At 68.8% G+C, this 14,375-nt stretch carries 10 protein-coding genes; 2 read left to right on the top strand and 8 right to left on the bottom strand.

Features of this window, described 5'->3' with window-relative positions; genetic code table 11:
* Positions 1-9: 9 nt before the first annotated feature.
* The 4 genes from ACIQ0W_RS02455 to gatC form a co-directional block, all read right to left on the bottom strand.
* Positions 10-1,269, bottom strand: a complete 1,260-nt coding sequence (locus ACIQ0W_RS02455; RefSeq protein WP_396641283.1) for a DNA polymerase IV — start codon at positions 1,267-1,269, stop codon at positions 10-12.
* An 88-nt stretch (positions 1,270-1,357) separates the two neighbouring features.
* Positions 1,358-2,860, bottom strand: a complete 1,503-nt coding sequence (gene gatB / locus ACIQ0W_RS02450) for an Asp-tRNA(Asn)/Glu-tRNA(Gln) amidotransferase subunit GatB (protein WP_396641282.1) — start codon at positions 2,858-2,860, stop codon at positions 1,358-1,360.
* Entirely contained in the window at positions 2,860-4,383 is a 1,524-nt protein-coding gene (gene gatA, locus ACIQ0W_RS02445; protein ID WP_396641281.1) for an Asp-tRNA(Asn)/Glu-tRNA(Gln) amidotransferase subunit GatA, read from the bottom strand. The genes gatB and gatA overlap by 1 nt, the downstream gene beginning before the upstream one ends.
* Positions 4,380-4,679, bottom strand: coding sequence for an Asp-tRNA(Asn)/Glu-tRNA(Gln) amidotransferase subunit GatC (gene gatC, locus ACIQ0W_RS02440; protein WP_396641280.1), 300 nt, complete (start codon positions 4,677-4,679; stop codon positions 4,380-4,382). Before gatC ends, gatA begins: the two co-directional genes overlap by 4 nt.
* A 204-nt stretch (positions 4,680-4,883) precedes the next feature.
* On the opposite strand from gatC, the gene ACIQ0W_RS02435 reads away from it, so the two are divergent.
* Positions 4,884-6,587, top strand: coding sequence for a long-chain-fatty-acid--CoA ligase (locus ACIQ0W_RS02435; RefSeq protein WP_396641279.1), 1,704 nt, complete (start codon positions 4,884-4,886; stop codon positions 6,585-6,587).
* Positions 6,588-6,603: 16 nt separating this feature from the next.
* Here ACIQ0W_RS02435 and ACIQ0W_RS02430 read toward each other — a convergent pair whose 3' ends face one another.
* The 4 genes from ACIQ0W_RS02430 to ACIQ0W_RS02415 form a co-directional block, all read right to left on the bottom strand.
* A complete protein-coding gene (locus ACIQ0W_RS02430; RefSeq protein ID WP_396641278.1) occupies positions 6,604-7,095 on the bottom strand; it encodes a DUF4262 domain-containing protein in 492 nt (163 codons plus the stop codon).
* Between the two features lie 45 nt (positions 7,096-7,140).
* Positions 7,141-9,495: an NAD-dependent DNA ligase LigA gene (ligA, locus tag ACIQ0W_RS02425; protein WP_396641277.1), complete on the bottom strand. Its 2,355-nt coding sequence runs from the start codon at positions 9,493-9,495 to the stop codon at positions 7,141-7,143.
* A 155-nt stretch (positions 9,496-9,650) separates the two neighbouring features.
* On the bottom strand, positions 9,651-10,796 hold the full coding sequence (gene mnmA, locus ACIQ0W_RS02420; protein WP_396641276.1) for a tRNA 2-thiouridine(34) synthase MnmA: 1,146 nt from the start codon (positions 10,794-10,796) through the stop codon (positions 9,651-9,653).
* 110 nt (positions 10,797-10,906) lie between these two features.
* Positions 10,907-12,121 carry a cysteine desulfurase family protein gene (locus ACIQ0W_RS02415; RefSeq protein WP_396641275.1) on the bottom strand — a complete coding sequence of 405 codons (1,215 nt, stop codon included), beginning with the start codon at positions 12,119-12,121 and terminating at the stop codon, positions 10,907-10,909.
* 149 nt (positions 12,122-12,270) lie between these two features.
* Here ACIQ0W_RS02415 and glgX point away from each other — a divergent pair, with 149 nt between their 5' ends.
* On the top strand, positions 12,271-14,352 hold the full coding sequence (glgX, locus tag ACIQ0W_RS02410) for a glycogen debranching protein GlgX (protein ID WP_396641274.1): 2,082 nt from the start codon (positions 12,271-12,273) through the stop codon (positions 14,350-14,352).
* The last annotated feature ends 23 nt before the right edge of the window (positions 14,353-14,375 follow it).

The raw sequence follows: 14,375 nt of genomic DNA, 5'->3' as shown, positions 1-14,375 counted from the left end.
CGGGCGCGATCAATCACGTCTTGCGGGCGGTCGCGGATGCGACGGAAGTGCCGTTGGACGCTCCGACCGGCCCACGAAGGTGGCCCGCATCACGGCAGCACCGCCGAACCGTGCGGACGCTGCATCCAGTGTGTCTTCGAGCTTGCGGCGGTCTTCGTCGTCGTCCCAGAGGGACTGTCCGTGCGCCGCCGGTCGAAGATTCTCGGCCCGTACCCCGAGCAGACGGATGGGCTGCCGCGCCTCGATCGATGCGAACAGATCGCGGGCTTCGTCGCCGATCCGCTGGCCGACGTCCGTCGGCTCGGAGAGGGTGCGCGATCGGCTGATCGTCGTGAAGTCCGCGAAACGGACCTTGATCGCGACGGTCGCGGCGTCCCAGCCACCCTTGCGCAGGCGCCTCGCGACCCGGTCGGAGAGCCGCAGGAGTTCGGAGCGCAGGAACGCCGGATCCCAGACATCCTCATGGAACGTCTCTTCGTGCCCGATGCTCTTCTCAACGCGCGTCGTCGAGACCTCGCGAGGATCGATGCCGCGGGCGAGTTGCGAGAGACGCTCACCCGACGCGGGCCCGACGATGCGATCCAGGACGTCACGAGGCGTTTCGATGATGTCGGCGATCGTCCGGATGCCTCGAGCCTCGAGGGACTCGGCGGACTTCGGCCCGACCCCCCACATCGCGCGAACGGAGCGCGGGCGGAGGAAGGCTTCCGTCTCAGCGGCCGACACGATCAGCATGCCGTCGGGTTTGCTGATGGTCGAGGCCATCTTGGCGACATGCTTGGTCGCTGCGACACCGACACTGCAGGTCAGACCGGTCTGTTGCTGGACGCGCTGCCGAAGCATCCGAGCGATCTCCCCAGGGCTCCCCCAGAGACGGCGGGCGCCGCGGACGTCGAGGAAAGCTTCATCGATCGACAGCGGTTCGACGAGCGGCGTGACGTCGTGGAAGATGCTCATGACCTGGGTCGAGAGCGCGAGATAGCGGTCGAAGTGGGGCGGGACGACAATCGCGGCGGGGCACAGCCGGAGTGCCTGCGAGACCGGCATCGCGGACCGCACTCCGAAGCGTCGCGCCTCGTACGACGCGCTCGAGACGACCGATCGCCCTTCGGGTGCGCCGATGATGATGGGCCTGCCGCGGAGCGCGGGGTTGTCGAGCACCTCGACGGCCGCGTAGAACGCATCCATGTCGACGTGCAGTATTCCGGTGCCGGAGTCATCCGCGCCGTCGGCGGAGACGATTCGCCCACTGCCGTCGCCGCGTCCCATGCGTCCATTCTCGTCCGGGGCACCGACATTGCCGGGCCCAACGATGGGCTAAACCAGTCCGGGAGCCCCGGGCATCTCGATCCCTGGGCTACAACTGCCCGGCGCGCTCCAGAACCAATTCGCGCACGCGGGCCGCATCGGCCTGGCCCCGCATGGCCTTCATGACCGCACCGATGACCGCGCCGGCGGCCTGCACCTTTCCGTCACGGATCTTCTCGAGCACGTCCGGCTGGGCCTTCAGCGCTTCGTCGATCGCGGCGATCAGCGCCCCGTCGTCCGAGACGACGGCCAGCCCGCGCGCGTCGACGACCTCTTGCGGCGTGCCCTCCCCCGCTATGACACCCTCGAGCACCTGGCGGGCGAGCTTGTCGTTCAGGGTTCCGGCATCGACGAGCGCCTGCACGGCCGCGACATCCGTCGGCGAAATGAGATCGGATGCCTCACGCCCAGCCGCATTGGCCAGTCGGGTGATCTCGCCCGTCCACCACTTCCGCGCGGCCGCGGGCGAGGCACCGGCAGCGACAGTCGCCGCCAGCTCGGCGAGCAGTCCGCCGTTGGCGACATCCTGGAACTCGAGGTCGGTGAAACCCCACTCGGCCTTGAGCCGACGACGACGAGCGGGCGGCGCCTCGGGAAGCGCGGCTCGCAGTTCTTCGATCAGCTCGGGTGCGGGTACGACGGGCAGCAGGTCGGGCTCCGGGAAGTATCGGTAGTCGTCGGCATCCGACTTCGGACGCCCGGGCGACGTGGTGCCCGTATCCTCGTGCCAATGCCGCGTCTCCTGCGTGATCGTGCCGCCCGCGGCAAGGATCGCGGCCTGACGCTGGATCTCGTACCGCACGGCACGCTCGACCGAACGCATCGAGTTGACGTTCTTCGTCTCGGTGCGCGTGCCGAGCTTCTCCTGACCCCGGGGGCGCAGCGAGACGTTCGCGTCGCAGCGCAGGTTGCCGCGCTCCATCTTCGCGTCCGAGATATCGAGCGCGAGCACGATGTCGCGGATCGTCTGCACGTAGGCCTTGGCGATCTCGGGAGCGCGGTGCTCGGCGCCGTAGATGGGTTTGGTGACGATCTCGACGAGGGGAACGCCGGCACGGTTGTAGTCGACGAGCGAATACTCCGCGCCCTGGATGCGTCCGGTCGCACCGCCGACGTGCGTGAGCTTGCCGGCATCCTCTTCCATGTGGGCGCGCTCGATCGGCACCACCACCTCGGTGCCGTCTTCGAGCTCAACGGTAACGCTGCCCTCGAAGGCGATGGGTTCGTCGTACTGAGAGATCTGGTAGTTCTTGCCGAGGTCCGGGTAGAAGTAGTTCTTGCGCGCGAAGCGGCTCGAGGGGGCGATCTGGCAGCCGAGCGCGAGGCCCAGGCTGATCGAGTACCGCACGGCCTGCTCGTTCACGACCGGCAGCGACCCGGGCAGCCCCAGGTCGACGGGCGCGAGATCCGTGTTCGCGGGGCGACCGAACGAGTTCGGTGCGGCCGAGAACATCTTGGTCACGGTGTTGAGTTCGACGTGGACCTCGAAGCCGAGCACGGGCTCGAACAGCTCGAGCGCCTTGTCGAAGTCCATCAGCGGGGCCTTGGCCATCAGGAAACCCCTCCTCGGGTGGTGAGCTCGGGGGCTCGGTCGAGCAACGGTCCGCCCCAGGCATTCTCGAGCAGTGTTTCTAACGCCGCGCCGACGCGGTACAGACGCGCGTCTTCGCGGACGGGCGCGAGGAACTGGATGCCGACGGGCAGTCCGTCGTCTTCTGCCAGACCCGACGGGATCGAGATACCCGGCACACCGGCCAGGTTCGCCGGGATGGTCGTGACGTCGTTGAGGTACATCTGGAGCGGGTCGTCGACGCGCTCACCGAGGCGGAACGCGGTCGTCGGCGCGGACGGCGTCGCGATCACGTCGACGGCCTCGAAAGCGGCGTCGAAGTCGCGCTGGATGAGCGTCCGAACCTTCTGGGCCGACCCGTAGTAGGCGTCGTAGTATCCGGCCGACAGGGCGTAGGTGCCGAGGATGATGCGGCGCTTGACCTCGTCGCCGAAGCCCGCCTCGCGCGTCGCGGCCATGACATCCTCGACCGTCGCGTTGGCGTTCGGGGTGACCCGCATACCGAAACGCACCGAATCGAACTTCGCCAGGTTGCTGGATGCCTCGGCCGGCAGGATCAGGTAGTACGCGGCCACACCGTACTCGAAGTGCGGGGCGCTGATCTCGACGATCTCGGCTCCGTTCGCTTCGAGCAGCGCGAGGGATGCGCGGAAGGACGCGGACACCCCGGGCTGGAACCCGCTGTCGGGCAGCTCGCGCACCACGCCGACGCGCAGGCCCTTCAGTACATCGCCGCGGGCTCCGTCGCGGGCGGCCTCGGCGAACGAGGGCCAGACGTCGGTCAACGACGTGGAGTCACGGTGGTCGTGCCCGCCGATGACGTCGTGCAGCAGGCCCGCGTCAAGCACCGAACGCGTGACGGGACCTACCTGGTCGAGGCTCGAGGCGAGGGCGATTGCGCCGTACCGGCTGACTCCGCCGTACGTCGGCTTCACGCCGACGGTGCCGGTCAAGTGCGCGGGCTGGCGGATCGAGCCGCCGGTGTCTGAACCGAGCGCCAGCGGCGCCTCGAAGGCGGCGACGGCAGCGGCCGAACCACCACCGGACCCACCGGGCACGCGGTCGAGGTCCCACGGGTTGTGGGTCGGGCCGTACGCCGAGTGCTCGGTGGACGAGCCCATGGCGAATTCGTCCATGTTGGTCTTGCCGAGCGGCACGAGTCCCGCGGCGCGCGAGCGCGCAACGACGGTGGCGTCGAAGGGCGACATGTACCCCTCGAGGATGCGCGAGCCGCTGGTCGAGGGCATGTCGGTCGTGACAAGCACGTCCTTGATCGCGAGTGGCACCCCCGCCAGAGGGCCGAGCTCGTCACCCGCGGCGCGGCGGCGGTCGATGTCCGCCGCGACGTCGAGGGCGTGGTCGCTGACGTGGAGGAACGCGTGGACGTCGCCGTCGACGGCGGCGATGCGGTCGAGGTGCGCGCGGGTGGCCTCGACGCTCGAGACCTCGCCCCGCGCGAGCTTTTCGGAGAGGGCGGCGGCGCTCAGGCGCGTGAGGTCGCTCACTGCTCCTCCCCCATGATCGCGGTCACGCGGAAACGTCCGTCTGCAGCATCCGGCGCATTCTGGAGGGCCTGCTCGAGGGTCAGCGTCTCGCCGACGACGTCGGGACGGAAGACGTTCTGGAGGGGCACCGGGTGGCTCGTCGCGGGGACGTCGGGGGTGGCGACCTGCGACACTTTGGCGATGTTGTCGACGATGACGTCGAGCTCTCCGGTGAGGCGGTCCACCTCCTCGTCGGTCAGCTGGATCCGGGCGAGCACGCCCAGATGGCGCACGAGTTCGGGGGTGATTTCAGACACTGCCCCATTCTAGGCGTCGCCCTCTCGCCTCCCCGTCATGCTCACCCCGGTGCCCTCGCCCCGCCCTCCGCCACGGCGAAACACCCCTGCCGCGACCAAACACCCCACTCCACAGGGTGTTTCGCCGCACGCGGGGTGTTTCGCCATGATGTGGACCGCGGTGCGGAGCCCGGGCGGGCGGCTCCCCGGCAGTAGGCTGACGACGTGACGACGACGTATGAGCCGCCGAGACCGTGGATCCAGAGCTACGCCGAGGGTGTTCCGGACGACCTCGAACCCGTGACGGGGTCGCTCGTCGACATCGTCGAGGCGTCCGCGCGGGACTATCCGGATGCTCCGGCCCTGCAGTTCTTCGGTCGCACCACGTCGTACCGCGAGCTGCAGCAGCAGATCGAGCGAGCAGCCGCGGGCCTGCGCGCGCAGGGCGTCAAGCGCGGTGATCCGGTCGCGATCGTGCTGCCGAACTGTCCGCAGCACATCGTCGCGTTCTACGCCGTCCTGCGGCTCGGCGCGGTCGTCGTCGAGCACAACCCGCTCTACACTCCCCGCGAGTTGCGCAAGCAGTTCGAAGACCACGGCGCCGTGCACGCGATCGTGTGGAACAAGGTCGTGCAGACCCTGCAGCAGTTCCCCGCCGACCTGGCCCTCCAGGCGATCGTGTCGGTCGACGTCACGCGAGCGATGCCGACACGCACACGGCTCGCGCTGAGGCTCCCGATCCCCCAGGCCCGCGAGGCCCGATCGGCGCTGACGACGAGAGTCAGCGGCACCGTCCCGTGGGAGACCCTGGTCGGAAGTGACCCGCTGCCCTCGACGGTCTCGAAGCCCCAGACCGATGATCTCGCGATCATCCAATACACCAGCGGCACCACGGGAACCCCGAAGGGCGCCTCACTCACCCACCGAAACCTGATCTCCAACGCCGCCCAATCCCGCGCATGGGTCCCGTCCATCCGGCGCGGCGAAGGATGCGTCGTATACGCCGTCCTTCCGATGTTCCACGCCTACGGCCTGACCCTGTGCCTGACCTTCGCGATGTCGATGGGCGCACGACTCGTACTCTTCCCGCGCTTCGACCCGGACATGGTGCTCGCGGTCACGAAGAAACACCCGGCGACGTTCCTCCCCCTCGTGCCGCCCATCGCCGATCGCCTGCTGAAGGCCGCCCTCGAGCAGGGAGTCTCGCTCGCCGGAACCGAGGTCGCGATCTCGGGCGCGATGGCGTTGCCTCATGACCTTGTGGTGCCGTTCGAGGCCGCTTCGGGCGGATACCTCGTCGAGGGATACGGTCTGAGCGAGTGCTCCCCCGTTCTCATGGCGAACCCCGTCGCCGACAACCGAGTGCCAGGGACCGTGGGCCTGCCACTCCCCGGTACCGAGTGCCGGGTCGTCGACCCCGATGAACCCACCCGCGATGTCCCCGCCGGTGAGCGCGGCGAACTGCTCGTGCGGGGGCCCCAGGTCTTCGGCGGCTACTACGGCAAGCCCGAAGAGACCGACAAAGTGTTCGTCGACGGATGGTTCCGCACCGGTGACATCGTCACGATCGACGAGATGGGATTTGTCCGGATCGTCGATCGGATCAAGGAGCTCATCATCACGGGAGGGTTCAACGTCGCCCCGACCGAGGTCGAGATCGCGCTGCGCCAGCACCCCCAGGTCGAGGATGCCGCGGTCGTGGGTCTACCGAGCGAACACTCGGGCGAAGAGGTCGTCGCCGCCATCGTTCCCGTTCCCGGGGCGACGCTCGACGAAGAGTCCGTTCGAGAGTTCGCCCGGGCCATCCTGACTCCCTACAAGGTGCCCAAGCGCATCTTCGTCGTCGACGAGCTCCCCAAGTCGCTGATCGGCAAGGTGCTACGCCGCCAGGTGCGCGACTCGCTCCTCCAGCTCACGACCGGACGCTAGCGCGATCTGCGAGCGCTCAGGCGCGTAGCTCCCCCGGACGCGGCTGAACCCACGGCGCATTCGCGTAGTCGTCCTCCCAGGGGAATCGGCCGTTCTTGTCGTCGTACGTGAGCTGCAGGAGAGGCACCGATGCTTCCGCGGGACGCTGATAGAACCGGTTGGCCGCGAACGCGATCTCACCCGGATTGGGCACGGCCTCAGCCACAACCCGGTGCGGCCAATCCGCGAACGACAGCATCTCGCCCGCGACGATATTGCGCCCGCCCCTGATCTTCGCCGACACGTCGTTCAGCACCCCCGATGCCGTGTTGGGCCCCACCCCGACGATCAGCAGCTCCGGATGACCGACACCGAATAGTCCCACCGTGTAGGCGAAGGATGCTTCGCGGTGCCGGCTGTCGCCGCCGACGTACTGCAGGTAGACGCCGTGGGCACGAATGATCTGCGCCGTGTGCTCGTCTTCCTGGTCGAGCCATGCCTGGATCTCGAGATCCGAATTCGATGACATGTGTTCCCCTCTCGTTTCGACGAGAGTAGAACATACGTACGACACTCAGCCCGCGTCGGGGTCAATCGCCTCGAGCGCCGCAGGACCTTCGGTGACGAGCAGCCGGAATTGCGCGGCATCGATGATGCGCACGCCGAGTTCTTCGGCCTTGCCGAGCTTCGACCCCGCGCCGGGACCCGCGGCGACGAAATCCGTCTTCTTCGAAACGCTCGACGCTGACTTTCCGCCCGCAGCGATGATCGCCTCCTGCGCACCCTCGCGGGTATAGCCCTCGAGGGACCCGGTCGCGACGACGGTGATGCCCTCGAGCACCCCGCCCGGGGCGACGGCGGCCCCCGGGCCCGGGTGTCCAGGAGTCGCGAGCTGAGCGCCCGCCGCGGTCCACCGCTCGACGATCTCTTGGTGCCAGTCGACCTCGAACCAGTCGATCAGGGCATCCGCGATGATGCCGCCGACCCCCTCGACGGCGGCCAGATCGTCACGCGACGCCTTGCGGATCTCGTCGACCGAGCCGAACCATTGCGCCAGCGCGCGCGCCGCGACGGGTCCGACGTGTCGGATGTTGAGCGCGACGAGAAAACGCCACAGGTCTTTCGTCTTCGCCTTCTGCAACTCCTCCAGGAGTGTGATCGCCTGAGCGGATGGCTGCGGCCCTGTGAGGCCCTGCTTCTTCTCGGCGGGCGACGGATTGCGCCGGAACGGCGCGCGGCGGACCCGCTCCCCCGTCGTGTCGTCGACGCGGGGCTCACCCGTCTCGGAATCGCGCACGATGACCTCGATCGGAACGAGTTGTTCGATCGTCAGGTCGAAGAGCCCGGCCTCGGTTTCGAGCGGAGGGACCGCGGGGGTGGACGGCTGCGTCAGCGCGGCGGCCGTCACTTCGCCGAGCGCCTCGATGTCGAGGGCGCCGCGCGACCCGATGTGCTCGACCCGGCCTCGAACCTGTGCGGGGCAGGCCCGCGTATTCGGGCAGCGCAGATCGATGTCACCCTCTTTGGCGGGCGCCAGCGTCCAGCCGCACTCCGGACACTCCGTCGGCATCACGAACTCGCGCTCGGTGCCGTCGCGCAGCTCGACGACCGGTCCGAGCACCTCGGGGATCACGTCGCCCGCCTTGCGGAGCACCACCGTGTCGCCGATCAACACGCCTTTGGCACGCACGACATCCTGATTGTGGAGGGTCGCCTGACGCACGACCGACCCCGCGACACGGGCGGGGGCCATGACCGCGAAGGGGGTGGCCCTGCCGGTGCGCCCCACGGACACCACGATGTCCAACAGCTTGGTGTTGACCTGCTCGGGCGGGTATTTGTATGCGATCGCCCACCGCGGCGCGCGGCTCGTCGCACCAAGCTCGTCGTGCAGCGCGAGCTCGTCGACCTTCACCACGATTCCGTCGATCTCGTGCTCGACGTCGTGGCGATGCTCGCCATAGTGCTCGACGAAAGCCGTGACCCCGTCGATGGAGTCCATCGTCTGGAAGTACGGGCTCGTCGGAAGACCCCACTCCTTCAGCAGAGCATAGATTTCGCTCTGCGAGTCGACGGGCGGGCGCTCCCACGCCCCGATGCCGTGCACGAACAGGCGGAGTGAATCGAGTCGCGCCTGCCCGGCTTCGAGCTCGAGCCCATCCTTCTTGTCAAGTTGTTGGCGCAGCCCTCCGCTCGCGGCGTTCCGCGGATTCGCGAACGCGGGGAAACGACGCTCGGCGCTGATCCGCGCCCTGTCCTCATCGAATGCGCGAGAGCGTGCGCGCGTCTCTTCGACCGCACGATCGCGCATGTCCGCCTGCAGGGCGTTGAGTGCGGCGAAGGCCGCCACCGGAATGAATACCTCACCGCGTACTTCCACGATCGGCGGATGCCCTGTACCCGCCAACCGTTGCGGGATACCGGTCACCCGAACGGCATTGAACGTGACGTCTTCGCCCACGCGGCCATCGCCGCGCGTCGCCGCGGACGTCAGCACGCCGTTCTCGTAGCGGAGGCTGATCGCGAGCCCGTCGATCTTCAGCTCGGTCAGCCACCGCACGGCTCGGCCGGCACCCGCCTGAGCCTTGGCGCACCACTCCCGCAACTCGTCGAGCGAGAAGACGTTGTCGAGGCTCAGCATCCGCTCGGCGTGTTCGACGGGCGCGAACTGCGTCCCCTGAGCGGCACCGACCGTCAGCGTCGGTGAATCCTGCCCCTGCAATTCGGGGTACAGCCGCTCGATCGCCTCGAGTCGATGCATCCAGCCGTCGTAGGTCGCATCGTCGACCGGGACCGTGTCTCGCCCGTAGTAGGCCTCTCGCGCTCCGAGAATCCGCTCGGCCAGGGTCCGCGCCTCCTCGCGCGCCTCGTCGAGTGTGAGGTCGGGAAGTTCGGATGCTTCGGATTCCACCGGCGCTTCGGATGCCACCGGTTCAGTTTAGGTTCGACCTCCGACATCCGTCCGCGACCCGCGACTGCACTTCAGCCCCCGCACGAGTGGGGCGCGCGACGACGCGAACGCCGCAAGATGCGGACGACGCATGGTCAGTCGACGCGAACGCCAGAAGGTTCAGCCAGGGTAGGTCAGACGCCCGCGGGAACCGCGGAGACCGTGCGGTCGATCGTGAACTGCCCGAGCACGCGCGTGCCGGCGTACAGCACCGCGGTCTGGCCGGGCGCGACGCCGTCGAGGGGCACGTCCGGGCGCACGACGAGCCGCGGCATCCCGTCGCCGTCCACGCCGGAACCGACCTCAGAACCCGCCACGAAACTCAGGGTCGCGGGCACGGGATCCGCGTGCGCGCGTATCTGCACATGGCACGTCAGTTCCGACCCGACCGCCAGCGCCGCAGAACCCGCCCACGTGAAGCGATCGCCCGAAATCTCGGCGATCGCGAGCGCCTCGCGCGGACCGACGACGACCGTGTTGGACACCGGACGGACCTCAAGCACGAATCGGGGCTTGCCGTCCGCCGCGGGCACCCCGAGCGCGAGGCCGCGCCGCTGCCCGACCGTGAACGCGTGCGCTCCCTCGTGCGCACCGACGACGGCGCCGGATGCGTCGACGATGTCCCCGGGGACCGTTCCGACCCGATCGGCCAACCACCCGCGCGTGTCGCCGTCCGGGATGAAGCAGATGTCGTGGCTGTCCGGCTTCTGCGCCACGGTCAGGCCGCGCGCCTCGGCCTCGGCTCGGACGAGCGCCTTCGACGGCGTCTCACCGAGCGGGAAGAGCGTGTGCGGCAGTTGCTCGGCCGTCAGCACTCCCAGCACGTAGGACTGATCCTTCGCCGCGTCGCTGGCGCGGTGCAACTCGAGTTCGCCGGATGCGCCCGGCCGAACGATCGCGTAGTGCCCCGTCACGACCGCGTCGAATCCGAGGTCGAGCGCCTTCTCGAGGACGGCGGCGAACTTGATCCGCTCGTTGCAGCGCATGCACGGGTTCGGCGTGCGGCCGGCGGCGTACTCGTTGACGAAGTCTTCGATGACGTCGTCGCGGAAGCGCTCGGAGAAGTCCCACACGTAGAAGGGGATGCCGAGGCGGTCGGCCGCGCGGCGGGCATCCATAGCGTCCTCGATCGTGCAGCATCCGCGACTGCCCGCCCGCAGCGTTCCGCCCGCGCGCGAGAGCGCCAAGTGCACACCGGTGACGTCGTGACCCGCGTCGACCGCGCGCGCGGTAGCCACCGCGGAGTCCACCCCGCCGCTCATCGCCGCCAAAACACGCATCCATCGATTCTACGCGGGGCACCTCTGCGTGGGTCCGTTCCGCTGTCGGACATCGACGCCCACCCGGCTCGGAAACATCGATGTGCGCCGGCCGAGCAGGAAGCGCGCGCTCAGGCGCGGGGGGTGCGCGACGACAGACCCGCGCGCCGGGCGCGGTCGTAGGCCGGCGGTAAGGCGGCGAGAAGCGCGTCGACGTCCGCACGCGTCGACGTCCGCCCGAGCGTGAAGCGCAGGGCGCCCGCGGCGAGGTCGGACGCGACGCCCATCGCCAACAGGACGTGGGATGGCTCCGGAACGCCTGCCTGGCATGCGGATCCCGTGGAAACGGCAACACCTGCGCTATCGAGCAACAGGAGCAACGAGTCGCCCTGGGCTCCCGGCAACACGACGTGCAGGTGCCCGGGCAGACGATCCACCCCGGCTGCAGAGACCACGACGTCGGGTATCGCCGCCCGCAGGCCTTCTTCGAGCGTGTCGCGGAGCGCACCCACCCGTTCGGCCTCGGCGGCCAATGCGGCGACGGCGAGTTCGGCGGCGACCGAGAAGGCGACCGCGCCCGCGACATCCTGCGTCCCTGCCCGAAGGCCCCGCTGCTGTCCACCGCCGTGCAGCAAGGCCTCGAGCGTGACGTGGCGCGATACGACGAGGGCTCCGACGCCGACCGGGCCGCCGACCTTGTGCGCCGAAACGCTCAGCGCCACGAGCCCCGTGCCGCCACGCGCATCCGCGCGCAGCTCGCGGAATGACAGGGGGACGTGCCCGAACGTGCCGACCGCGTCCACGTGCAGCGGAACTTCGGCGTCCGCGGCTGCGGCGGATGCCTCGGCCACGGGCTGCAGCGAGCCGACCTCGTTATTGGCGCCGAGGAGGGTGGCGACAGCGGCGCGTTCGTCCGCGAGCGCCGCGCGCCAGACATCCAGGTCCACCCGGGCGTCCGCATCGATCGACACCCACCGGGCGTCCGCCTGACCGCTCGACTCCAACCAACGGACGGTGTCGAGCGTGGCGTGGTGCTCGCCCTCGGGCACGACCATCAGGTTCCGCCCGGTCGCCGCGCGGCGGGTGCGCAACAGGCCGACGAGGGCGAGGTTGATCGACTCGGTGCCGCCCGAAGTGAACACGACCTCGATCGGTTCGCAGCCCAGCGCGGCCGCCAGCCGGTCGCGGGCGTCCTCGAGCAGCCGCCGCGCGTCCTGCCCCGCGCCGTGGATGGACGACGCGTTACCGACGATCTCGGATGCCTCGATCCAGGCCGCCCGCGCCTCGGCCCGCAGCGGGGTCGTAGCCGCATGATCCAGATACGCGCGGTCGAGGGGTGCGTTCACCCGACAACTCTCACATATCCGTGCCCGCGCTGGATGGACCCGTCGACAGGGTTCGGGGGCCGAGGGCGCAACACTCTCAAGGACCGACGCGAACCCGCGTCCATTCCCGCGTAACGCGCCGGACTCACGTGCTCATTAGTCTTGTCCCCATGGTCATCCCGACACCGACGACCGACGCGCGCCCTGCACTCCTCTCGCCCGCGCTAGACGACCTGGGCGTCACGTACACCCCCGAGGGCGGTCGCCTGCGCGTGTGGTCGGGGCACGCCGATGGCATCGACCTCGTCGTCTTCGACGACACGGACCTCGACTGGATCGTCGAGACCCTCCCCCTGCGACTCGTCGGCGGGTCGGTGTGGGAGGTCACGACGCCGTTGCTCCGCCCCGGCACGCGCTATGCCATCCGCGTCAGCGGTCCTGCTGGCCCCGGCAACACATTCAACCCGCGCACCCTTTTGCTCGACCCGTACGCGCGCGGCCTCGTGTCCGGTGGTTTCAGCGACTGGCGCTCGGTCGCCCTCGACGGATCCTTCGACTGGGGCGGCGTCCAGAAGCCCCGCGTTCCCCTCGATCGGACCGTCATCTACGAGGGACACCTCAAGGGCCTGACGAAGCGTCACCCCGCGGTCCCGCCCGCACTGCACGGAACCTATGCCGGGCTCGCCAATCCGGCGATGATCGACTACCTCGTGGGGCTCGGCGTCACGAGCGTCGAGTTGCTGCCGGTTCACGCTTTCGCGAGCGAACCGCGGCTGCACCAGCTGGGACTCAGCAATTACTGGGGCTACAACACCCTTAACTTCTTCACCCCGCACGCCGCCTACGCCACCGAGGCCAGCCGACGCGAGGGGCCCGAGGCGATCCTGCGCGAGTTCAAGGGCATGGTGCGCCTGCTACACGAGGCCGGACTCGAGGTCATCCTCGACGTCGTCTACAACCACACCGCCGAAGAGGGCGTCGGCGGTCCGCGCTCGAGCTTCCGCGGCATCGACAACCGCTCGTACTACCGCCAACTCGACGACGGCACGTACGTTGACGAGACCGGATGCGGCAACGCCGTGAACACGGCGACGGATGCCGCTGCGCGACTCATCCTCGATTCGCTCCGGTACTGGGCGAACGACGTGCAGATCGACGGATTCCGTTTCGACCTCGCCGCGACACTCGGTCGTGACGCGCAGCACCACTTCACGCCCGAGCACCCCCTGCTGCAGACGATCATGGACGACCCGGCGCTCGCCGAGGTCAAGATGATCGCCGAACCATGGGACGTCGGCATGGGCGGCTGGCAGACCGGCAACTTCGGGACCGGCTGGAGCGAATGGAACGACCGATACCGCGATCGCGTCCGCAACTTCTGGCTCTCGGACGTCGATTACGCCCGCCGGGCATCGACCGCCCCGGTCGGGATCGGCGGTTTCGCAACCCGCCTCGCCGGCTCCTCCAACACGTTCTCGCACGAGCGCGGACCGCTCGCGAGCGTCAACTTCGTCACCGCGCACGATGGCTTCACCCTCCGCGATCTCGTCTCGTACGACGTCAAGCACAACCTCGCCAACGGCGAGCAGAACCGCGACGGGGCCGACACCAACCGCGCCTTCAACCACGGCGCCGAGGGTCCGACCGACGATCCGCACGTCCTCGCCACACGCCGCAAGGCCATGCGGAATCTGCTCGGAACGCTTCTGCTCTCGTCGGGCATCCCGATGCTCACGGCGGGGGATGAATTCGGCCGGACGCAGCGCGGCAACAACAACGCGTATTGCCATGACTCGGCCCTCACATGGCTGTCATGGGACCACGCCGAGTGGCAGACGGATCTTCAGGAGCACGTCCGCCGACTGATCACCCTGCGCGGCGAGAACCCCGCCCTCCGGCCCAGCCGGTTCGCCGTCCAAGACCGGCCGACGCCCTCGGCATCCGTCATGGACTGGTACGACGAGAGCGGCGCGATGATGTCCATCGACCGATGGACGAATCCGGCGCACAGGACGATCCAGTACGTCGCAGCGTCCACCCCGGAACACGAGGCCTTCAACCGGATCCTGCTCATGGTGCACGGCAACGAGTCGCCCATCGACGTCACCCTGCCGGACGTCGAGGGCGTGACCCGATACGTCGAGCTGTGGTCATCGATCGACGAGCGCCCGAGGGATGTCGAGCAGACCTTCGAGCCCGGTGACATCGTGCCTCTTCCCGGCACCTCGATGCGACTCTTCCGCGCCGAGTAACACCGTTCGGCGGGCCGCGCAAG

Origin of the sequence: Microbacterium sp., from assembly GCF_044340635.1 — a bacterium.
GTDB lineage: Bacteria > Actinomycetota > Actinomycetes > Actinomycetales > Microbacteriaceae > Microbacterium.
Note: the sequence above shows the minus strand (reverse complement) of the source record. Positions and strands in the feature narration are given on the sequence as shown.